This window comes from Rummeliibacillus pycnus (genome assembly GCF_002884495.1).
In the GTDB taxonomy this organism is placed as follows: Bacteria; Bacillota; Bacilli; order Bacillales_A; family Planococcaceae; genus Rummeliibacillus; species Rummeliibacillus pycnus.
Genome location: NZ_KZ614145.1, coordinates 2,610,227 through 2,632,670, shown reverse-complemented (window position 1 = coordinate 2,632,670; position 22,444 = coordinate 2,610,227). Strand labels below are relative to the sequence as shown.

Here is a 22,444-nt window from a genome sequence, read left to right as displayed (position 1 = left end):
TTATATATATTATAAAAACACAATATATAGTATGAAGGCGAAAATTGGTACCAGTAATGGTGTAATAGGGAATTCGGTTCAATGCCGAAGCTGTCCCCGCAACTGTAAGTGTGGACATTTGTCGATTAACCACTGAGCAATGCTTGGGAAGGACGACAAAATGGAGGAAACACAAGCCAGTAGACCTGCCATTTCGTTTTGCGACACTTTCTTCGGGGGTTGAGAAGTGGAAGCAAATAATTACAGCTAAATTTATTCACTTTCAGGTGAAATGTTTTTTTGCTGTATGTTGTTTCCATTTCAGTTAGAGCGATTGTTCTGCCGATGAAGGCTGACAATCGCTTTTTTATTTGCTCTGGGATGGCGAAACTAGAGCTAGATATATATTTTGTGTAAAAAGGAGACGACAAAATGGTAACAACAATTATAGATATAAAAGAAACAGTATTGCAGCGGTTAGAGGATGAATTTGGGAGAGAGGAAATGAGCCCTTTAAGACGTAAGCATGAACGTTTTGTGCAAAAACATCCTGATGCAACAGAAGATGAGTGGACAAGGGCACTGGCATTAGATGCATTAAGTTTTCTAGACGAAGAGGAACCTTATTGGACATTTACGGCTGCTCGTCTATTACTAACTGAAATCTATCGAGAAGCTTCCGCTATAAGGAAAGTCGCTGTAAAAGATATCTATAAGGTGTTTCCAGAACAAGTTCGTAAACTAGTTGGAAAAGGTCTTTATAATCCTATATTAGTAGAAGCATATTCTGAAGACGAACTACAACAATTGGCTTTAACGTTAGATCCAAAACGCGACGAACTTTTTACATATATTGGGCTTAAAACGCTAATGGATCGTTATGTAACCCGTGATTTTGACAAAACACCTATCGAATTACCACAAGAACGTTGGATGGTTATCGCGATGACACTCATGCAAAAAGAAAAAGAGGACCGAATTGAAAAAGTAAAAGAAGCATATTGGGCAATGAGCAATTTATATATGACAACAGCGACACCTACACTGTCAAATGCCGGAAAAACTCATGGTCAACTCTCAAGCTGCTTTATCGATACTGTAGATGATAGTTTGCAAGGAATTTACGATTCAAACACAGATGTTGCAACGCTTTCTAAATTTGGTGGTGGCATCGGTGTTTACATGGGAAAAGTTCGTAGTCGTGGTTCGGCTATTCGCGGATTTAAAGGGGCATCTAGTGGTGTTATACCATGGATCAAGCAATTGAATAATACAGCAGTTTCGGTAGATCAACTTGGACAACGTCAAGGGGCGATTGCAGTCTACTTAGATGTATGGCACAAAGATATTTTTTCATTCCTTGATTTAAAACTTAACAATGGTGACGAGCGGATGCGTGCACATGACATCTTCACAGGAGTGTGTCTTCCAGATATTTTCATGGAAGCAGTAGAGAATCGTGAAGATTGGTATTTATTTGATCCATACGAAGTACGATCTATTATGGGATTTGACTTAGAAGATTATTATGATGAAAAACGCGGCGAGGGATCATTCCGTGACAATTATTTGGCTTGTGTAAAAAATACATTATTATCCCGAGATGTTGTTCCAGCAATTGATATTATGAAGCGAATTATGCGTAGTCAGTTAGAAACAGGTGTACCATTCATGTTCTATCGTGATGAAGTCAATCGAAAAAATCCAAACAAACATAAAGGGATGATTTATTCGTCTAACTTATGTACAGAAATTGCACAAAATATGAGTGCAACAGAATTTGAATCTGTGGAGTTAGAAAATGATATGATCGTTACTCGCCGTAAACCAGGAGATTTTGTTGTATGTAACTTATCTTCTATTAACTTAGGCAGAGCAGTGCCGGCAAACGTGTTAGAACGTCTAATTCCAATTCAAGTCCGAATGCTAGATAATGTGATTGATTTAAATAATATTCCTGTTAAACAAGCAGCACGCACAAATGAGCGCTATCGTGGCATTGGCCTAGGTACTTTTGGATGGCATCATCTATTAGCAACTTCAGGCATCGCATGGGAGTCTGAAGCAGCAGTTACATTCGCTGATGAATTATATGAAAAAATAGCTTACTTAACCATTCAATCTTCTATGAAGTTAGCAGAAGAAAAAGGTGCTTATTTGTTATTTGAAGGTTCTGATTGGCAAACAGGTAGCTATTTTGAAGAACGTGGGTATCATGATGAAAAGTGGGAAGCCTTAAAACTGGAAGTTGCTAAAAAAGGAATGCGTAATGGCTATGTAATGGCTGTGGCACCAAATTCCACAACGTCCATTATTGCAGGAAGCACGGCAAGTATCGATCCAATCTTCCAGAAGAGTTATTCTGAAGAGAAAAAAGATTATAAAATCCCAGTTACAGTACCAGATTTAAATGAAAAAACCACATGGTATTACAAATCAGCATACTTTATCGATCAAAACTGGACTATTCAACAAAATGCAGCACGTGCACGTCATATTGACCAAGGCATTTCGTTAAATCTTTATGTACAAAATACAATTAAAGCAAAAGACCTGCTAGCACTTCACTTAAATGCTTGGAACAGCGGTATAAAAACAACTTATTATGTCCGTTCTACATCCGTTGAATTACTAGAATGTGAATCTTGTGCAAGCTAATAGGGGGAGATAAAAATGGCTGAAGTAAAAAAGCGTTTGTTAATGGATAAGGAAGCACCCAATCGTTCGACTAAAATCGTCAATGGTCGTTCTTCAAATATACTAAATTGGGATGATGTTCAGTTCAACTGGGCATATCCAAAATATAAAAAAATGCTAGGCAACTTCTGGACACCGTTTGAGATTAATATGAGCAATGATATTAAACAGTTTCCACAGCTAACTGCTGATGAAAAGCAAGCATTTAAGAAAATTATTGGTTTACTTGCATTACTTGATAGTATCCAAACAGATTATGCAGGGAGAATTGCTGATTATTTAACAGATTCGAGTCTCAATGCATTGATGATTATTTTGGCACAACAAGAAGTGATTCATAATCATTCCTATTCTTATATACTATCTAGCCTTGTTTCGAAAGATGAGCAGGATGAAGTATTTGATTTTTGGCGTACTGAACCTGTACTTGAAAAACGTAATGATTTTGTCATTAAAGGGTATAAACAATTTGCTGAAGAACCAACTGTTGAACATATGCTCGATTCAATTGTTTATGATGTGATTTTAGAAGGCTTATTCTTCTATTCAGGTTTTTCTTTCTTCTACCATCTAGCACGCAATCAAAAAATGGTTGCTACTAGTACGATGATTAACTATATTAATCGCGACGAACAATTACATGTTGATTTATTCGTAAAAATATATAAGGAATTATTAGAAGAGTATCCGGAATATGATACACCTGAGCGTGCAAGGAAAGTAGAAGCTATTTTCCGTGAAGCAGCAGAACTTGAAATCGAATGGGGCCGAGAAGTCATCGGTGATAAAATAGATGGTTTAGATAGTGAAGATGTAGAAGACTATATTTACTTTTACGCCAATGTTCGCTGTGCACAACTAGGTTACGAGCGACCTTTTGAAGGCTATCGTAAAAATCCGATGAAATGGATTAAAGCTTACGAAGATGTTGATCTTGGCAAAACAGACTTCTTTGAACAACGCTCACGCCAATATGTAAAAGTGAATGTTCAAGATAATGGATTTGATGAATTATAAATAGCATAGATTTGAACAAATGAACAAATCCTAAATTTAATAAGAGAAAATGCCACGTTTATCATTTATTTGACTAACGTGGCATTTTTATTGCAATGTTATAGATGATATTCTCTTAACATTCGTAATAAAAATAGTAGAATTGGTAAGATCAGTATCACAGATGATGCGATACCACTTGCAATCGTTGTATACAATGCAAATGTTCCAATAATAGGGCCACCCAAAATTTGACCTATTGCATCTAATTGTCCGAACATAGATAAAATAGTAGCACGACCTTTAGGCTCTAATCTTTCATTTGTCATAATACTTATTAAAGGATAGTGAATTTTACGTAATGAGCTAGCCATCAAATAGGTTATAACAGCAATTGCGAAATTTGAGCTAAAAGCAAAGAGTAGTACCATAATGATTAACAAACTATTTGTAATGAACAGAACCAGAGGATAATTTTTGTTAAAATGACGTTCTACAAAATATAAAACAATAATATTTAGCAAAAATGTAGTGGCATAAAATGCACCAAACCAATAGATAGATTTTTCCTCAGATACATGAAAATCCTCTATGAAGTGTGCTCCCCATAATCGGTCAAATCCCTCACTTGCTAATCCTGAAAATATGGTAATTATGGCTATACTTACAAGTATTTTATTGCCTTGAATTTGTTTTGCACCTGCTCTAATTGTTTTCCTCAAATGTCGAATTGCCGAAACATTTCTCATACTTGTGATTTGTATAAACTTTGTTTCATGCATAAAAAATAACATGGCAAAAGCAAGTAATATAAGCATAGAACCTGCAATAATAATCGAAACTTTTACTGAATATAGTATGGCTATACAAACACTAAGAATGATACCGATAAATTGTCCTAACGATTCAAACTGAGCACCCTTCAAGAATACATAATCAAGATTTTTTCCATCTAACTCATCTGCAATCCAAGCCTCTTCCGCCCCGCTAATAAATGTCCAACCTAATCCCCAAAGTCCTGAAGCAAAAGCAATTGACCAAAATGATGGAAAAACACCTTCAAGTAGATGTGCAATTCCTACGATTAGAGTACCGATGAATAATGAATGTTTGCGTCCAAAATGATCAGCAACTAATCCAGTAGGCATTTCGAATAAAAAAATCGTAGCTTCCATAATTGTTCCAATTAGAACAAGTTGTAGTGGGTTAAGGTTTGCATTCACAACATAGTAAATGGCATTAATCGTAAAAACCATTTGTATAAAGAGAGAGCGTAGACTAGTGATTGTAAAATAGATAGTTTGTGTTTTCAATTTTTCCCTCCGAATAGTAGAATATCGGAGGTCAAACTCTCAATATTAAGACAGTATGCCCTCCGAGTTTATGTTGAAAGTTTGAAATAAGCTTTTCATATTCGTTCACTCCTTAAGTAAAAGTAAGTACAGTATATCATACGAAAATATAAATAATGTAAATTTTATAAAAAATAGGATTATTTAAATGGAGATTTGAAGATGAAAAAAGTCGTTCGGTGTATCCATCCCCTTTTCAGTAAGGTCAATAAAAAAGTGTAGTAAAACAAAAAGATGGCACTTTGTTCTGTAACATTAAAGAAAAGTAATTGTACATGATGCTTGACTTCATCATATCTTGTTTATAATGTTGCACATATTATTAAAATGTACATTACTAAATAAATTTTAGTGGTGTACATTTTTTTGTTTAGTGCAATTTATTAAAGAAAGTATGTACCATATTACATAGAAAAAAGTTAAAGTAAAATAGTTGTTTTTAATTGTGGAGGTGATTGCTTTTGTATTGGTATGAATACTGCCCAAAGCATATAGAAAGCAAGTATAAGCTTTTAGTATTTAAAGAAAACCAACCATTTTTACCGCTAACAGATTATTATAATGATTGTTTAGGAAGAATCGATAAGAGTTCTGCAACATCTTACTTAAACTGTTTACTTCCCTTTTTCAAATGGTTAGAGGAAGAAAGTAATTTTCAAGGTGAACGAGTGCAATGGAATGATGCAGAAGAAAAGATACGAGTAGTTGTTGAAGATTATTTAATGCATGAAATGAACTGCAAGATTCGAGATCGAGAATCATTTCGTTTTATAAATCTAACCAATAAAAGTCCAAATACAGTTAGTCGCTTTTTATCAGCATTAAAATCATTTTATAAAGCAATGATCCGATTAAATCAATATACTTATAATAATCCATTAATTGATGGTCAAGCTATATCGAATCGATACAAAGAAGAAATAAACGGTGTCCGAGTTGATAAACCTAGAATGCCTTCTGTTGCCGGAACAGAAGATCCTTTAATGCATCGCAGATTAACAGATTCCTATTTTAAAATCATTAACGAAGAATGGCAACCACAAATTATTGATGATATTAATCTCCCTTATCAAGTATATCAAGCTGGAAATAAAGTAAATTGGTCACAACGAGAAATGATCATTGCCCGTATGCTATTTGAAACAGGTGCAAGAGCATCTGAAATTATTGAATTAACTATTGGAGATTATCGAAATAGAAAAAGCCATCAAGAAGTTATTACTTTTAACAAAGGTAGTTATGGGAAAAAAGTAAAGTTTCTACGATTCAGTAAAGACACCGTTAAACGGTTATTTCACTACATTGATACCGAACGGAAATTCTTTGATAAAGATCATTTATGTTCTCATGAATTATCCGATGGTGCTCCTATTTTTTTATCATCTAATGGTACTCCTTTTACTTATCATGCTTGGTACTATCATTGGAATCGAGCAATGCATGCAAATAAGTTAAGTTTAAATCCTCATAAGGCAAGACATTGGTTCGTAACATCAAGACTACGAGAGATTTATAATATTTCAATAAATGAATCTGAAATAGAGCAACGGAAAAATGAACTGATTAAATATATGAAGTGGAGAAATCCTGATACGATGAATGTATATGAACATTATTTTGATGAAACAAAGCATCGTGAAGCCCATGATCAAATGTTAAAACAAATGAAGCAAAATGAAAACGATTATAATAAGCTACGGAAATCTTCGAAAAAGTTACAAGTATCACAAACGCTAAAAGATGAAATTTTTGATGAAAATTTAAGAGATTTGATTGAAGGGTTGGAGTAAATGTGAATATAGCTGCACAACAGATACCAAAATCAGAATGGTATCAGCAATGGAATGGAAAAATAGATATTAAGTTACTGTGTCTACAAAATAATCGAAAGGAATTTTTACTCGACAAAGTTGATGAAAGACTCCTTTACTACATAGATAATAATTGTATAGAAACTGTATGGGTAAATCATTTATTATTTGGGGTATTCGTTAGCACTGATAGAAATTTAGATTATCAATCAATTTCTAATAAAATTAGAACTATTAACGTGAGATTCAAAGATATTTTTTCAGTCTTTAACTTAACATCAATGGAATCATTTGATGTAGAAACACATGGGTATAAGTATCTAAAAGGTGATATATTTCCAGATGATTCGAATAGCAAAAGATATCAGTTCATTAGTCAATATAAGATATTAACCTACGAAACAAATAAATGGTTACATCAGAAACTTAACCTTGAGGAAAGAAAATACTTCAAGCATTTCTTACTCATTGATCCTAAATTTGATCTAAGAGAATTTTCTTTACATAAGATAGTCAAGGAGGAAGCCCAAACTATTCGTAAAGATGATACAGATGCTATTGCGCCGAATCTTCCGAAAATTCGTATAGAAGCAAATTTCCGATGGAATCAGATAAAAAGACTTCGAGAAGCATTCAGAGAGACTATTGAGAATGTTCAAACAAAGTCATTAGAACTACCATTAGAATTTCAATATGATGAGCCTGAACGAGTAGGAGAACGTTTTTATTTTCGGTTATGGGATAAACGATCTTTTGTTCTTAATCATCAAGAAAAATTTAGTTCACAAACTATTTGTTCAGCTACCAAAAGAAAATCAACATACTCCAACAAAAACAACTCATACTTTCTTGAATTTATAAAAGCTGAATCTTTAAATGGTGAATCAGAAGTGGAAGGTCTGTGGTTTAATGAGTTAATTGAAAATAACGTTCTTTCGAAATTGCCCGAAAATTGCTCAAAAGAAGTGTTTGAAAATAGACTTGAATTTTTATCTTTATGGGGTTATGTGGAAAAAAAATCAGAACTTCCTAACCCATTCAGTTTGGCACATAAAGGCATTATCACAAACTCTTCTTTCGTAACTAGACATAAGGACAAAGTAAAGGGTCTTCTATTTGATGTAGAACCGTTTTATACAGGCTGTACTTTCGGTTTATTAGCAATCGATATTTTGACAACAACTGGTGCAAGAGTAAATGAACTATTGCAAATCAATAATACAAAAGAGTGCATTGAATTTAAAAAAATAAACGGTAAAATCCACTTCTCTTTTAAAGCTATTCCAAAAGGGAGGGATGCTTTAGAAGAATTCTATATTAGTAAACAAACAATGGAGCTAATCCAAATTGTTTCGAGGATGTTGAAAGAACATTATTCCAACTCTAAGATTCCGAGTATTATATATCGTGATAAAAGAAAACATTTATTCAAAGAACCAAAACCATATTTCTTTCAATATGCTGGTAAGGGGCTGCTAAATGCTACCATCAGCTCTTGTATTCGTTTTCTTCTACACGGTCTATATTTTGAAACACAAAATGGAAAACCTATAAAAATCAAAAGCCATCTCCTACGCCATGCATTCGCTACAGAAGCCGTACAACGTCAAAAAATACCGATTGATATTGTAGCAAAAATATTGCATCAAAAAGATTTAAGGATTACTGGTTATTATTCAGCACCAACTCCTTCACAAATTGCAGAATCAGTTAGTGAACTGCAAGATGTGATTTCAAGTTATGTAGATATAGATGATGCGTATTTAAGAAGCCCAAAAGAGTTACAAGAAGAATTAGATGATTACAAGGAGAAAGTTGGTGTATTCAACAAAGTACTAGGTGGTACATGTGTCACTGATTATATATGCCCAAATAAAATGCAATGTTTAGGCTGTAAGGCCAAAGTACCCGAACCAAGCCAAGAAGAAGAACTTTTAGAGGTTATAAAATTATCTAAAGATATGGAAAAGCGTTTTAAAGAGTTAGGATTAGAAGTTGAAGTTCGAAAAGCAAAAGAAATGGCAAAACAGGCAAAAATCGAACTTAAGGAAATTGATTTAATCAAAAAATATAGAGAGGAACGTCATCATGAACCATCCATACAGCAAAACCCATTCAGATAATCGAGAATGGCTTGATAAAGTACATCAACAACGTAAAGAGCGTTCTGTTTCCATTGGGATTGAAACAATTGAATATCTTATCGAACAAGGCATTCCTGTAACCTATCATAATATTAGTCAGCATTCGAAACATTTTGACACTCAAGAAAAAGGGATTCATCCCAATACAATAAAGAGTAATGATGAATTGTATACCTATTACAAAAAGCATAGCAAAACATATAAAGTAAATATGGTTCGTAAAAAGCTCAAAACGCCTCTTAAATTTGATGAATCAAATTTAAGAAAGATTTCTCCTAATCGTAATATAGATGTTGTTAAAAAGAAGTACATGAAGCTCTCAAAGGAAGAATTAGTGAACAAGCTAATAGCTGTGGAACAATATATAGCGGAGAATCAAAGTCGTTGGGTTGCTAACCATTTTGAGCAGTTTAAATAGATATTAATGGGATACAAAATAGCCTTGTTAAATTATAATTAACAAGGCTACCTTAACTTTCTTGTTAAACAAAAGCACCCTTTAGTTGAAAGAGAAAAGAGACGCTTCTTTAACAATCGCGCCCTATAATGGAATAACTATAAGAAGTTCTCAAACCTAAAATCACTTAATTCATCTTTAACTAACGCTCCCGATTGTTGAACAACCCATTACTCTACACTCAAAGAGTTACCTACCTCTTAATTTACCCAATTTATTACTATAAATAATTTGATATAAATCAAACCAATTGACATATTGGTATATTTCAATATAATAACACTATAACATATTGATATATTTCAATATGTTAATATTAGGAGGTTTTATCAAAATGGAAAACACAAATCTTTTATTACAACGTCACTCAATTCGTGACTTTACAGATAAGGAAATTGACATCGAATTATTAAAACAAATTATTGCTGAGGCACAGCGAGCGCCTTCATATGAAAATAGCCAGCCTTGGAAAGCATATATTGCAACAGGTGAAACACTAAAAAACATTCGTAAAGTACACGCTGAAAAAGTTGCAGCTCGTCAAAGAAGTTATACAGAGGTAGTTCCTCCTCGTGAGTGGAAAGAGTATCCTAAAAATAACGTAGCAAATTATATGAAGGAGACAGAAGAGTTGATTGGTGCTGATGGTATTCAAGATTTATTAGCACAAAATGCTGTTTTATTTAATGCACCAGCTATCGTTTACTTAACTCTACCAAAGGATTCTTCACTGTATTCTGCATATGATGTAGGTGCATTTGGTTATGGTATTTTACTTTCTGCTTGTCACCACGGTTTAGGGGCAGTTCCTGCTTACGAACTTATCCGTTATCCAGATGAAATTCGTGAAAACTTTGATATTTCAGAAGAAGAGTCAATCCTTATGGGAATCGCAATCGGCTACCCAACACCAGACAAACCATTAAGCACTTTAGTTATGTCACGTAATAGCTTAGATAACGTTTTACAAATTAACAAATAATATATTCCCCCTTTTCTTTCTGTGACTTAAGTTTAATTGTTTGAACGTAGAAAGGGGTTTTTAAATTGATTACATTGAAATATTGCAATATGTAGTAGATAATAATGATACTTTTAAAAACTTGCTCTTAATATAAGGAGGGTAATATGGAAAATATTGATTTAGAAATGATTGACGTGTTTAAGGCTATTTCCAATGAAACACGATTAAAAATATTGAAATTACTAAAAGAACCAGAAGTGAATTTTGGTTATGAAAATACAAAAGTACCAGAGGCAAAGCCATCCGAAGTAGGTGTTTGTGTCGGTCAAATTACAGAAAAAATTGATATGAATCAATCTACTATGTCACAATATTTATCGATGATGGCGAAAGCAGGTCTTCTAATTCCCACGCGAATGGGGAAATGGACATACTATCGTCGCAATGAAGAAAAAATTCAGCAAATTAGTCGATATCTAAGTACAGAAATATAAACTTATAATGCAATTAATCTAATTAATATAAAGTTGCTTGTAGAGCAGGTGTAGCAGAGGCTTCATCTGTTTTTTTATGAACAGTTTTTATATCTAATTTGGTGTAACAATTGCAACCTTCCTTACCTAAGCATCTTTTGGCAACATTTCACAAAAGAATGTTATTCAACAATATGGCCCGATTATTGAATATAAGTTATATCTTTAAACACAAATAAAAGCTGAACTAATTTTGTATTAGTTCAGCTTTAAAATAACTTATTATAATGTTACACATTGTATAAAAAATACTGATACATCAAGTGAATTACTTATAATCTTGACTTTTAATAAAATGCATTAAGCTGCCATCTTTTTGTTTTTTCGTAGAGTGAGATCCTAATTACCAAAGTTTAAACCCTTTTGATCCTAGCGGAGAATTTTGCACGATATCATATATTGGGAAGGTATATGCGATTAGGATTAATGCGACTAAAACAACAATCCATACTTTGAAATTTTCCAAAATAGGAGGAGTCTTTTCTGCATGTGGAGCTACTTCTGCAATAGGGAATTCTTGTTCACCTTTAGGTGTGAACCAGCAAAGCTTTACAAAAATATATAAGAAAATAATAATACCTATGAAAAGAAGCGTCCCTCCAATCGCCTCAGCAACTTGGTAAGAAGCCCAGGTTTTAGCAATTTCCGCTCCACCATAATCTGAAATTGCCGAACGTCTAGGTGCACCTAATAATCTCTCAAAATGCATCCCACCAGACATAATAGCCATACCTAGTGCCCAACAGATTGTTTGCGCTATGCCTAAATTATTTAAGGGTTTTGTAAATGCACGGCCTGTTAAATGTGGGATTAGCCAGTAAGCTGCTCCGAAGAATGTCAAAGCAACAGTTGTGGCTACAGTTAAGTGAAAGTGACCTGTTACCCAAATTGTATTATGAACAACCTGGTTCATTTGATAAGAGGCATTGATAATACCCCCTGCACCACCAGGGACAAATGCTACCATCCCGATGAATGGAGCAAGAAAACGTGCATCCCCCCAAGGGAGTTTTTTTAACCAACCAAACAGTCTTTTTGCACCGAGCTCACGACCACGCATTTCAAATGTAGCAAACATTGAGAAAGCTGTAATCATTGAAGGAATAACGACCATCATGGTTAAAACTACTTGTAGATATTTCCATGAACCAGAATAAGCCAATATTTTTCATACTTATGCAAATGCATTTTGGTTCCTTCTTTCCTGTTGATTAAAAGCGATTAAGGTACAGGTTTAAAATAAGAGTCCAAGCAACTACAATGAAAATACCAACGAACATAACAAAAAAGAAAGTCCCTTTTAAATTTGCTTCAGGTTGTTTTTTGTCGCCCATAAAAAGCCTCCTTATCCTATGGTTCGAAACAATTCTTCACGTACAATCTACTTATTAAAATCAAGGTTAATCCTATAGCATTAATTCTTGACAGAGTTAAACTTTATCAAACGAAAAAGTCGAAATATTATTCTAAATAGATGGGATTTTATCTTTTTTTGAATTGTGAATTGTTTTACATTGTGGAAAATAGTTGTGGATAAATGTAGATTGAGGAGACAATTTTGTCCTTGTAGATAAATTTAAAAAAATATTGTTAAATAGGAGTTATCTAATTGGTATAACTATACTTGCCCATTTCAGAGGGTCTAAATGACAAGCCTCAATTTTTCTCAATTAAAATTCATTAGAAAACCGATAGATGTATATTCCAAATGCAAAATAAAAAACAGCCTATGGCTGTTTTTTATTTTGCATTATTATTCATAATTTAGTTTTAGTCGTCACTGAAAAGATTAAACAGTCCACCAATGCCTTTTTCGTCTGCTGATGAACCACCTAATCCTTTTGGTGCTGCTGCGAATACCCTACTTGCTAAGCGACTGAATGGAAGAGATTGTACCCATACAGTACCTGGTCCGCTAAGTGTTGCGAAGAATAAACCTTCACCGCCAAATAAAGCTGTTTTAACGCCACCTACCGCTTCGATGTTATATTCAACTGAACCTGTCATGGCAACAAGACATCCTGTATCAATTCGTAGTTTTTCTCCTGGTTGTAAATCTTTTCGAATAATTGTACCGCCAGCATGAACAAATGCCATACCATCGCCTTCTAACTTTTGCATGATGAAACCTTCACCACCAAAGAAACCAGTACCTAATTTTCGTTGGAATTCAACCCCGATTGAAACGCCTTTTGCAGCTGCAAGAAAGGCATCTTTTTGACAGATAATTTTACCGTTAAATACGCTTAGATCCATTGGAATAATTTTTCCTGGATAAGGTGCTGCAAAAGAAACATGTTTTTTTCCCATGCCTTCATTTGTGAATGTAGTGATGAATAAGCTTTCTCCCGTAATTAAACGTTTACCAGCGCCCATAAGCTTACTCATAAAGCCTCCACCACCAGAGTTTGATCCATCACCAAAAACAGTTTCCATATGGATCCCATCTTCCATCATCATTAAGGAACCGGCTTCAGCAACAACTGTTTCGTTAGGGTCTAATTCTACTTCAACAAATTGCATATCATCGCCATGTAACTTGTAATCAATTTCATGATTATTCATATTATTTACCTCCGAATCGTATAATCTGTTCAGTATAAGTATAAATGCGATGTGCTAATAAAAAAAGTTTCAACTTTTCAAACTTATGAATACTAAGACAAAAATATCCTTGGTAAATAAAAGGGTATTTCTGCGTTTTGTAGAAATATTATTAGTTAATACAGCAATTTAATGCATTGGATGAGGAGGGTATACATGAGTATACAACTACAGCATTATTTTGACGGGAAATTTCAGACATTTGAGAATGAAAATTATGTTGGGGTTTTTAATCCAGCAAATGGACAGAAATTAGCAACTGTACCAATGGCATCAAAAGGTGTGGTAAATGAAGCAGTGGCTATTGCTAAAGAGGCACAAAAAAAATGGGCTTTAGTGCCTGCGCCAAAAAGAGCTGATTATTTATTTGCAATTGGCCAAAAGATGAAAGAAAAGAAAGAACACCTTGCACAAGTCCTAACGAAAGAAATGGGTAAAGTGATTGAGGAAGGCAGGGGGGAAGTACAAGAAGGAATAGATATGGCTTTCTATATGGCCGGTGAAGGTCGTAGGCTCTTTGGCGAGACAACGCCTTCTGAGTTAGCCAATAAATTTGCTATGAGTGTTCGTGCCCCAATCGGTGTTGTGGGTCTTATTACACCGTGGAATTTTCCTGTAGCAATCGCTACGTGGAAGTCATTTCCTGCTATTGTAGCTGGAAATACGGTAGTTTGGAAACCAGCGACAGAAACACCGATGATGGCGTATGAAATGGCAAAAATTTTTGATGAGGTTGGTTTGCCAAACGGAGTAGCAAATGTTGTCTTTGGCTCAGGAAGTGACGTTGGTACATCATTGATTGAGCACCCGGACGTCAAGGTAATTTCATTTACAGGCTCAACGGCGACTGGTAGAAAAGTAGCAGAACTTGGTGGACATCATTTGAAGAAAGTATCTCTTGAGATGGGTGGCAAAAACGCTGTTATTGTGATGGATGATGCAGATTTAGATCTAGCTGTGGAAGGTGTTTTATGGAGTGCATTTGGTACAGCCGGGCAACGCTGTACAGCATGTAGCCGTGTAATTGTGCATAAAGATATAAAAGAAGAGTTAGAAAAACGCCTATTAGAAGAGATGGGAAAATTATCTATAGGTGATGGGCTTGATGAATCTATTAAAATTGGTCCAGTGATTAATAAAGCCGCATTGTACAAGATTAATAGTTACGTAGAAATTGGTCAGCAGGAGGGAGCAAAATTATTAACAGGAGGCAAAATCTTAAAAGAACCTCCATATGATCAAGGTTATTTTTATGAACCAACATTGTTTACAGATGTAGCTCCTAATGCACGTATTGCTCAAGAGGAAATCTTCGGACCTGTTGTATCATTAATTACTGTTTCGAGTTTAGAAGAAGCAATTGAAGTCAACAACAGCGTTCAATATGGCCTTTCCAGCTCTATTTTTACAAACGATATCAATAAAGCTTTTCAAGCTCAACGTGATTTAGACACGGGGATTGTCTATGTAAATGCAGGGACAACTGGTGCTGAAATACACTTACCATTTGGTGGAACAAAGGGTACGGGGAATGGTCATAGGGATTCTGGAATTGCTGCATTGGATGTTTATACAGAGTGGAAAAGTATTTACATTGACTACAGTGGTAAATTACAAAGAGCTCAAATCGATACAGAATAATCCTAAGAGGGGGAGTACAGTATGAAAATTGCAGTTTTGGGTGCTGGTTTAATGGGTAAAGAAGTAGCTCGCGATTTAGTGAGAAACCATAATGTTGAAAGAGTTTACTTGGCAGATTTAAATGTAGCACAAGCACAGCAATTTGCAGATACACTTCAGACGGATAAAATTGAGGTGCTACAATTAGATGCGACAAATGATCATCAACTTAAATCAGTTATGTCTAAAGCAAACGTTGTAGTCAATGCGTTATTCTATCAGTTTAACGAAAAAGTAGCACGAACAGCTATTGAGGTTGGCGTTCATTCAGTTGATTTAGGTGGACATATAGGTGGCGTAACAGATGAAATTTTAAAACTAAACAATGCAGCGAAAGCAAAAGGTATTACACTTATCCCAGATTTAGGTGTGGCACCAGGTATGATTAATATACTAGCAGGTTTCGGTGCTTCTCAATTAGACCATGTAAAATCTATTAAAATTTATGTAGGTGGTATTCCGGTAGTAAAAGAGCCACCATTAGAATATAATGTTGTTTTCTCTTTGGAAGGTGTATTCGACCATTATACGGATGTTTCTCATGTTGTACGTAATGGCAAGCTAAGGGAAATTCCGTCATTATCAGAAATTGAACCATTTTACTTCAAAGGATTTAGTGGTTTAGAAGCTTTCCATACTTCAGGTGGTTTATCGACATTACCACAATCATTCCCAAATGTTCAAACTTTAGAATATAAAACTGTTCGATATGCTGGACATGCAGAGAAGTTCAAATTACTTGTCGACTTAGGTTTAACAAGTAAAGAAACGGAAGTTACGATTAACGGATCTACGATTAAGGCGCGGGATGTATTGCGTGAAGTCTTACAAAGTAAAATTGAACTTGGGGATAAACAGGATGTCGTTTTACTACGTGTTGTAGTAAGTGGAGAAAGTAATGAAGAAGCTGTTACTTATGAATATGAAATGGTTACTTATAGAGATCAAGAAAATAATGAAACCGCTATGGCATTAGCAACTGCAAACACTATTTCAGTTGTTGCCCAATTAATTGGCGATGGAACAATTTCTGAAAGAGGTGTTTTCCCACCAGAAAAAATTGTACCAGGAGTAGAATACATGCGTGAAATGCAACATCGTGGGGTTGTTATTAAAGAGACAAAACATCGCTCAACAAATATTGTTAAGGGATAATATCTGACAAATATAATTAGAAAAAGGGGCATCTAAATGTTCTAATTGAACTTTTAGATACCCCTTTTGTATTATTTCCTTTTATTTGAATTTAATGCCGAAACGGTTACAAATGTATACCCTTGTTTTTGAAGATAAGTAATCACAGCTTCTAGTCCATCTGCAGTTGGCATGTGAATATCATGCATTAAAATAATAGCACCTGGATAAGTTTCCTTTTTTACATAGTCTAATATTTTTTTTGAATTATGATGTTGCCAATCCAGTGTATCAACGCTCCATAAAACGACAGGTAATTTCGTTTGGGCACGCACTCTTTTGTCTACAGATCCATACGGTGGTCTAAAGAGTGTAGGATTATGACCAGTCGCTTTTTTTATAGCCGTAGTCGTTCTAGATAATTGGTTTTTAATTTGAGCATTTGTAAGGTTTTTTAAATTAGGGTGTGAATAAGTATGATTTCCAATTTCATGACCTGCTTCTTGAACTTGTTTTGCCATTTTAGGATTTTCATCGACTTGAGAACCAACCATAAAGAATGTTGCTTTTATATTGTGTTTTTTCAAGGTTTTTAGGATTTTGGGTGTGACAGTTTTACTAGGACCGTCATCAAATGTTAATGCTACAAGTTTTTTCGGTTTTTTCTGAACTATTTTTTTCTCTTCTACTTTAAACGGTTTTGCAAGTATACTATTAACAGTAGATAAAGGAATATTGACAGTCTTTATTTGTGTAATATTAGTAGATAGTTTACTGCCATCAAAATAAAAAGTAAATGCCTTGTCAGTAAGAGAATGGTTTTCAAAGTTTGCCCAAATTGGTTTTGTCTCTTCTTTAACCGCAGTCGTAGTCATTAATTTTTTTAAATCTGAATCCTTACTCATTTGTGCTTTTACTGCTTTAGATAATAGAGTAAGATCTTTTTGAGATTGAATAACATCTTGAAGCAAAATTTGTTTTTTGTTTTTCTGATCATACATAAAAGTTTTTACATTTTTTTGTTTAGAACCTATACCATTGTATTGATTTTGTGTTAAAACAAATGAGTAATAGTTTTTTTTATGTATTGTAGTTTTATAGGTAATGTTAAGGCTACCAACTAATTTGTCGTCTTTATGAACTGAGACTTCCATATCTTTTAAATATTGATCACGAATTTTATGTATAGTATCTGTTACAGATTGATTGAATACTTTACTAGTTGTATTGGGATATTGGATAATATAAGGTGCATTTTTATTGTTTGACTTTTCTGTCACAATAAATAGTCCATCGTATTTTGATTTTTCTTTCACAATATCTGATGAAGCAGCCAATGCAATGTGATCCGAATTGTTGGAAGAAACATTCTCATCTTGTGCAGAAACTATAAATAGTATTAAAGCGGTTAATGTCAGGATGGTGCCTATTATTAGAAGGTTAACCCAACGTGGTTTCTTCTTTGAATAAATAGTAGTCACTTCACAACTTCCTCCTTTTATATTTGATGATTTCATTCTAACTTATTAGACATGGAAAAAGAGTAAAAAGTTTTAAAAATATTACATTTTGTTAAATTTTTTTTAAGAAAGATAAATTTACTCATGAGGTGAGAGGGAAAATGATTGAAACAACACAAGAAGAATTAGCTATTGATTGTTTTCTTCTCGCTGGACGTATGCTGATTCAGAGCGGAGCGGAAACGTATCGTGCAGAGGACACGATGCTTAGAATGGCAAGTTCTCAAGGATTAACAGATGCCCAAAGTTTCGTTACACCTACCGGTATTATATTTTCTGCCGGTCATAAACGTCCTACAAGAATTGCACAGATTTCGAGTCGAACGACAGACTTAGAAAAAATTGCACTTATTAATTCAGTCTCCAGGAAATTAACTGCTGGAGTGTTTACTCTGGAAGAGGCATATGAAGAGTTACTAAAGATTGAACGTACTAATTTATTTTTTCCAATTTGGGTCCAGGTTGTGGCCTCAGCAATTGCGAGTGGCTGTTTTTTAATTTTATTTAATGGTACTTGGATTGATGTTCCGTTTGCTGTCATAATTGGTGGAATTGGTTATCTGATTTTTTTAGCAATGCATTCTTTAACAAAAGTAAAGTTTTTTGCAGAATTTACAGGATCCTTATTTGTGGGGTTACTTTCAGTTTTAGTGATTAAAGTGGGCTGGGGATATCAACTTGATAAAATTGTGATTGGTTCTGTCATGCCATTAGTGCCGGGGCTACCAATTGCAAATGCTGTACGTGATTTAATGGCAGGACATTTTGTATCTGGTGTTGCAAAAGGAATGGAAGCACTTCTAACAGCTTTTGCAATTGGTGCTGGCATAGCTCTAGCACTTTCTTTTTAGGAGGAATTATATGGATTGGCTAATTCAAGGAATGCTTAGTTTTATAGGGACTGCAGGGTTTGGAATTATATTTAATGCACCCAAAAAGACATTATTCCATTGTGGCTTAGTTGGTATGATAGGGTGGCTTATCTATTATGCTTTTTTACAAAAAGGTGTAGATGCAGTTTTTGCTACCTTTGCAGGTGCTTTTTTGATCTCCATTGTGGCCCATATTCTTGCAAGACAATTTAAGACACCAATGATTGTATTTAGTGTTGCAGGAATTATTCCTTTAGTCCCGGGTGGCCTAGCATATAATGCCATGCGTACTATTGTAGAAAATGATTATGCTAAAAGTATTCAATATAGTGCAAGGGTTTTTATCATTGCAGGTGCTATCGTAATGGGGTTAGTATTTGCAGAGGTATTTATGCAACTTATTTTTAATGGAATTCGTAAAAGAAAAGCAAAACTATCCAAGCTATCTTCATAAAAATTTATTATAAAAGCGATTGAATTCCTGTTAAAAAAGATTCAATCGCTTTTTACTATCTATTATGGATAGAATGTTCTTCATGTGAGAGGAAAATTATATAAGTGAAGTGTCACTTTATAGTAGCTTTTCAACTTCTTTTGCTTCAATTGGGCGACTTACATGGTAACCTTGGATAGCGTCGCATCCAAATTCTGTTAAGATATCTTGTTGTTCTTGTGTTTCAACGCCTTCTGCAAGTACGCACATATCGATTGACTTTCCAAATTGAATCATACCTTGAATTAGCATTTGACTTTTCGGTTGATATTGAATAGTTGAGATAAACATTTGGTCAATTTTAATTTGTGATAATGGCAATAGTTGCATATATCTGAATGAAGCATATCCTGTACCAAAGTCATCAAGTACAAATATAATCCCTTCATTTTGCAATTGTTTCATTTGTTGTATGATAGACGTTTCTGCTTCTGCTTCTAATGCAAACTTTTCTGTAATCTCAATATGAATTAAATTTGCTGGACAACCAGTGTCTTCAAGGATTCTACGTATTTGTTTCACCATATTTTTATCACGGAACTCACGAACAGATGAGTTAATGCTGACTTTTAAATCTAATCCTTTTTTATGCCACTCTGCTGCTTGTAAACATGCTTGTTCTAACATAAATGAACCAATATCATTGATTAGTCCAGTTTCTTCAGCTATTGGAATTAATATTTCTGGTGAAACTGTACCAATTTCTTCATCATCCCAACGAACTAAAGCTTCTACTGTTGTAATTTTTCCGGTTTTTAAATCTAACTGTGGCTGATAAAGAACTTTTAAATCTTTTTTATCAAGTGCCACTAAAAGTCGTTTTTCAATGATAGATTTTGTATGTAAAGCTTTATGATCTGCTTTTGTAAGACTTGAGATGCTGCCACCACCTTCAGATTGCACTTTTTGAATTGCAGCATATGAAGCTTTCATAAGATGTGAAAAAGAAATTTGATCATCTGGATATTTTGTAATACCACCACTAATTGAAAGAGGTAAAGTTGTATTATTTATATAGATTGGATGCTGTTCTAAATATGTAAGAAAACCTTGAATAAACCATTCACCAAGTGGTGTTAAAACAACAAATTCATCAATACTCACGCGAGCCATTGAGCTGTCTTGAAAATACATTTTCATTCGTTGCGTAAATTCTTGAAGTAATTTTTGTTCAGCTTGATCGCCATATAGTTCTTTTAAAGAATAGAATTTATCAATGCTAAAATAGACAAGAGTAAAATGATGATTTTCTGTAATCATTTGATTGACAACTTGTTCTAAACGATAACGATTCATTAACCCTGTTTCTTGATCAATATAGGCAATTTTTTCAAGTCGATTTTGTAATCGCTTTTTCTCAGTAATATCGTTTTCTAACAAGATAAAACTAGAAGGTTTTTTTGAAGAAGTGGAAACGGGAATCGCTGTTAAATCTACCCAATAGGATTGGCCATCTTTTGTGATTTTTTCAACTTCACCTTTCCATTGTTTACTGTTTTGTAAAGACTCCCAAATTGTATCTGCTATGACTACGCTTTCAGGAGTTTGAGGGAACATTTGCCAAAAAGTCTTTCCGATAATTCTTTTTGGTGTCCATTTGCTATATTTTAAGAATAGATTATTTGCGTATGTAATTAATCCATCTTGATCTATAGAAAGCATCATAAAAGAAGATTCTAGACCATTTCGAATACTTGAAAATTCACTGAAAGCTAGTAAATCTTGTTGTTCATCAGCTTCTAAGTTAAATTGACAGAAAATATAGCGATTATTATCAATCGTAAATGCTTTTAAAGTGATCGGTGTATTAATTACTTCACCTTTTTTTGTTGGAAAAGTTATGGATTCAACATGCATTGGATCGGTAGAATGAATAACTTTTTGCCATAAGTCTTTATAAAAATAGTTTACGTTCTTTTCGATAAAAGGAGTAAACTTCCCTAGTATTTCTTCTGCACTATAGCCAAATGTTTTTTCTGCTTGACGATTCCATGCGATCACAATACCATCCGTATTTAAAATCATCATAGGATACGGTATCTGGCTCAATATCGGATTAGCAGTTTGAAAAATTGTTTGAATATCATTCATGAATTCTAGGTCTCCTTGAAATTACTGTATTACTATTATAGTAAAAGTAGAATGATAAGTCATTAGTAATAGATAATCAAGTAAAAATAATTTTTTTAGGAAAAATGAATGTGGAATTTAAAATACCCAAAAAATTTGTTTGAAATACAGTAATATATATTCAAAGGAAAGGGATGATGTAGTGGATCATACAACAAATAGGATAAAAGGAATTGTCATGATTATATCAGGTGCCATGCTCTGGGGAGCCACCGGACCAATGATGGAATGGGTTTTGGCAAATAGTGATTTGACAGTATCATTTATGTTAACCATTCGATTATTTTTTGCAGGGTTATTATTGCTATCATTTTTACTCATAACCAAAAACGATATTATGTCTATTTGGAAACACCCTGTATGGTGGAAAAGACTTATTATATTTAGCGTTATAGGCATGTTAGGTGTTCAATATACGTTTGTAGCTGCAATAGACGCTAGTAGTGCGGTCTTAGCAACATTGCTACAGTTTTTGGCTCCTATCTTTGTAGTGCTATTTGTTTCATTTGCAAATAAAATGTTACCACCAAAGTACCAGGTGTTTGGTATATTAGGGACTTTAGTTGGTTTGTTTTTGTTATTAACAAATGCATCATTTGATAATTTGCTAGTTAGTAAAACAGCTCTTGCTTGGGGGATTGGTGTAGGATTTACATTTGCCTTCTATACACTATATCCAGTTACACTAATGAAAGAGTGGGGCGTATTAATTGTTGTGGGCTGGGGAATGCTCATTGGTGGCTTAATATTGGGAGTTGTGATCAGTGTATGGAACTCTCATTTATGGAATACTCTTTTAGAACCAACTATAGCATTTATGTTAATCGGAATCATATTCTTTGGCACAATCGCATTTGTATTATTTTTAAGCAGTATGAAATACATAACGCCAGTTGAAACAAGTATTTTATCAAGTATGGAGCCATTAACGGCAATGGCGATATCAGTTATTTGGCTTGGAAAAACACTTGCACTATGGCAAGTTGTTGGCGTTATCATTATGCTTATTTGTGTTACTTGGCTCTCCATTGAAGGGGATCGCCAACAAAAACAAAGAAAGCAAAATTAAAAAAAATAA

General features: G+C 34.1%; 17 protein-coding genes, 1 pseudogene and 1 riboswitch. Of the genes and pseudogenes, 12 read left to right on the top strand and 6 right to left on the bottom strand.

Going from position 1 to position 22,444, the window contains the following annotated elements; all coding sequences use genetic code 11:
- Positions 1–28 precede the first annotated feature (28 nt).
- Positions 29–207, top strand: a riboswitch (cobalamin riboswitch).
- Between the two features lie 204 nt (positions 208–411).
- Both CEF14_RS12795 and CEF14_RS12790 read left to right on the top strand, forming a co-directional pair.
- Complete coding sequence (locus CEF14_RS12795; RefSeq protein ID WP_102693219.1) at positions 412–2,637, top strand: ribonucleoside-diphosphate reductase subunit alpha; 2,226 nt, start codon at positions 412–414, stop codon at positions 2,635–2,637.
- 15 nt (positions 2,638–2,652) lie between these two features.
- Positions 2,653–3,693 (top strand): ribonucleotide-diphosphate reductase subunit beta, encoded by a 1,041-nt coding sequence (locus CEF14_RS12790; protein ID WP_102693218.1) that lies wholly within the window; start codon positions 2,653–2,655, stop codon positions 3,691–3,693.
- A gap of 98 nt (positions 3,694–3,791) precedes the next feature.
- Here CEF14_RS12790 and CEF14_RS12785 read toward each other — a convergent pair whose 3' ends face one another.
- The gene (locus tag CEF14_RS12785; protein WP_170061511.1) at positions 3,792–4,985 is read right to left on the bottom strand and encodes an MFS transporter; all 1,194 of its coding nucleotides are present in this window, start codon (positions 4,983–4,985) and stop codon (positions 3,792–3,794) included.
- Positions 4,986–5,485: 500 nt separating this feature from the next.
- Between CEF14_RS12785 and CEF14_RS12780 the strand changes: the two genes are divergently transcribed.
- The 5 genes from CEF14_RS12780 (at position 5,486) to CEF14_RS12760 (ending at position 10,894) form a co-directional block, all read left to right on the top strand.
- Positions 5,486–6,814 (top strand): tyrosine-type recombinase/integrase, encoded by a 1,329-nt coding sequence (locus tag CEF14_RS12780; RefSeq protein WP_322788390.1) that lies wholly within the window; start codon positions 5,486–5,488, stop codon positions 6,812–6,814.
- Between the two features lie 2 nt (positions 6,815–6,816).
- Positions 6,817–8,958 (top strand): site-specific integrase, encoded by a 2,142-nt coding sequence (locus CEF14_RS12775; RefSeq protein ID WP_102693216.1) that lies wholly within the window; start codon positions 6,817–6,819, stop codon positions 8,956–8,958.
- Entirely contained in the window at positions 8,924–9,397 is a 474-nt protein-coding gene (locus CEF14_RS12770) for a hypothetical protein (RefSeq protein ID WP_102693215.1), read from the top strand. Before CEF14_RS12775 ends, CEF14_RS12770 begins: the two co-directional genes overlap by 35 nt.
- 373 nt (positions 9,398–9,770) lie before the next feature.
- Complete coding sequence (locus CEF14_RS12765) at positions 9,771–10,418, top strand: nitroreductase (protein ID WP_102693214.1); 648 nt, start codon at positions 9,771–9,773, stop codon at positions 10,416–10,418.
- A gap of 146 nt (positions 10,419–10,564) precedes the next feature.
- The gene (locus CEF14_RS12760; protein ID WP_102693213.1) at positions 10,565–10,894 is read left to right on the top strand and encodes an ArsR/SmtB family transcription factor; all 330 of its coding nucleotides are present in this window, start codon (positions 10,565–10,567) and stop codon (positions 10,892–10,894) included.
- A gap of 382 nt (positions 10,895–11,276) precedes the next feature.
- Here the strand turns inward: CEF14_RS12760 and CEF14_RS12755 are convergent.
- From CEF14_RS12755 to CEF14_RS12745, 3 genes and pseudogenes are all read right to left on the bottom strand, one after another.
- Positions 11,277–12,080: pseudogene (locus tag CEF14_RS12755) on the bottom strand (cbb3-type cytochrome c oxidase subunit I); the annotation flags it as partial.
- A gap of 64 nt (positions 12,081–12,144) precedes the next feature.
- A complete protein-coding gene (locus CEF14_RS12750; RefSeq protein WP_102693212.1) occupies positions 12,145–12,267 on the bottom strand; it encodes a cytochrome c oxidase subunit 2A in 123 nt (40 codons plus the stop codon).
- A 436-nt stretch (positions 12,268–12,703) separates the two neighbouring features.
- Positions 12,704–13,498, bottom strand: coding sequence for a TIGR00266 family protein (locus CEF14_RS12745; protein WP_102693211.1), 795 nt, complete (start codon positions 13,496–13,498; stop codon positions 12,704–12,706).
- Positions 13,499–13,699: 201 nt separating this feature from the next.
- Between CEF14_RS12745 and CEF14_RS12740 the strand changes: the two genes are divergently transcribed.
- The gene (locus CEF14_RS12740; RefSeq protein WP_102694398.1) at positions 13,700–15,178 is read left to right on the top strand and encodes an aldehyde dehydrogenase family protein; all 1,479 of its coding nucleotides are present in this window, start codon (positions 13,700–13,702) and stop codon (positions 15,176–15,178) included.
- 21 nt (positions 15,179–15,199) lie between these two features.
- On the top strand, positions 15,200–16,372 hold the full coding sequence (locus CEF14_RS12735) for a saccharopine dehydrogenase family protein (protein ID WP_102693210.1): 1,173 nt from the start codon (positions 15,200–15,202) through the stop codon (positions 16,370–16,372).
- Between the two features lie 71 nt (positions 16,373–16,443).
- On the opposite strand, the gene CEF14_RS12730 is transcribed toward CEF14_RS12735, so the two are convergent.
- Positions 16,444–17,832: a polysaccharide deacetylase family protein gene (locus CEF14_RS12730; RefSeq protein ID WP_245890165.1), complete on the bottom strand. Its 1,389-nt coding sequence runs from the start codon at positions 17,830–17,832 to the stop codon at positions 16,444–16,446.
- 140 nt (positions 17,833–17,972) lie between these two features.
- Between CEF14_RS12730 and CEF14_RS12725 the strand changes: the two genes are divergently transcribed.
- Together CEF14_RS12725 and CEF14_RS12720 are read left to right on the top strand one after the other, a co-directional pair.
- Entirely contained in the window at positions 17,973–18,722 is a 750-nt protein-coding gene (locus CEF14_RS12725) for a threonine/serine exporter family protein (protein WP_170061510.1), read from the top strand.
- A 10-nt stretch (positions 18,723–18,732) separates the two neighbouring features.
- Positions 18,733–19,197: a threonine/serine exporter family protein gene (locus CEF14_RS12720; protein ID WP_102693209.1), complete on the top strand. Its 465-nt coding sequence runs from the start codon at positions 18,733–18,735 to the stop codon at positions 19,195–19,197.
- A 117-nt stretch (positions 19,198–19,314) separates the two neighbouring features.
- Here the strand turns inward: CEF14_RS12720 and CEF14_RS12715 are convergent, their stop codons facing one another.
- The gene (locus tag CEF14_RS12715; protein ID WP_102693208.1) at positions 19,315–21,327 is read right to left on the bottom strand and encodes a sensor domain-containing protein; all 2,013 of its coding nucleotides are present in this window, start codon (positions 21,325–21,327) and stop codon (positions 19,315–19,317) included.
- A gap of 217 nt (positions 21,328–21,544) precedes the next feature.
- Here CEF14_RS12715 and CEF14_RS12710 point away from each other — a divergent pair, with 217 nt between their 5' ends.
- Positions 21,545–22,435, top strand: a complete 891-nt coding sequence (locus CEF14_RS12710) for a DMT family transporter (protein ID WP_102694395.1) — start codon at positions 21,545–21,547, stop codon at positions 22,433–22,435.
- The last annotated feature ends 9 nt before the right edge of the window (positions 22,436–22,444 follow it).

Coding starts and splice junctions, on each gene's coding strand:
- CEF14_RS12795 (WP_102693219.1), top strand. CDS start 412: ATGGTAACAACAATTATAGATATAAAAGAAACAGTATTGCAGCGGTTA.
- CEF14_RS12790 (WP_102693218.1), top strand. CDS start 2,653: ATGGCTGAAGTAAAAAAGCGTTTGTTAATGGATAAGGAAGCACCCAAT.
- CEF14_RS12770 (WP_102693215.1), top strand. CDS start 8,924: ATGAACCATCCATACAGCAAAACCCATTCAGATAATCGAGAATGGCTT.
- CEF14_RS12765 (WP_102693214.1), top strand. CDS start 9,771: ATGGAAAACACAAATCTTTTATTACAACGTCACTCAATTCGTGACTTT.
- CEF14_RS12760 (WP_102693213.1), top strand. CDS start 10,565: ATGGAAAATATTGATTTAGAAATGATTGACGTGTTTAAGGCTATTTCC.
- CEF14_RS12750 (WP_102693212.1), bottom strand. CDS start 12,267: ATGGGCGACAAAAAACAACCTGAAGCAAATTTAAAAGGGACTTTCTTT.
- CEF14_RS12745 (WP_102693211.1), bottom strand. CDS start 13,498: ATGAATAATCATGAAATTGATTACAAGTTACATGGCGATGATATGCAA.
- CEF14_RS12735 (WP_102693210.1), top strand. CDS start 15,200: ATGAAAATTGCAGTTTTGGGTGCTGGTTTAATGGGTAAAGAAGTAGCT.
- CEF14_RS12725 (WP_170061510.1), top strand. CDS start 17,973: ATGATTGAAACAACACAAGAAGAATTAGCTATTGATTGTTTTCTTCTC.
- CEF14_RS12720 (WP_102693209.1), top strand. CDS start 18,733: ATGGATTGGCTAATTCAAGGAATGCTTAGTTTTATAGGGACTGCAGGG.
- CEF14_RS12715 (WP_102693208.1), bottom strand. CDS start 21,327: ATGAATGATATTCAAACAATTTTTCAAACTGCTAATCCGATATTGAGC.
- CEF14_RS12710 (WP_102694395.1), top strand. CDS start 21,545: ATGATTATATCAGGTGCCATGCTCTGGGGAGCCACCGGACCAATGATG.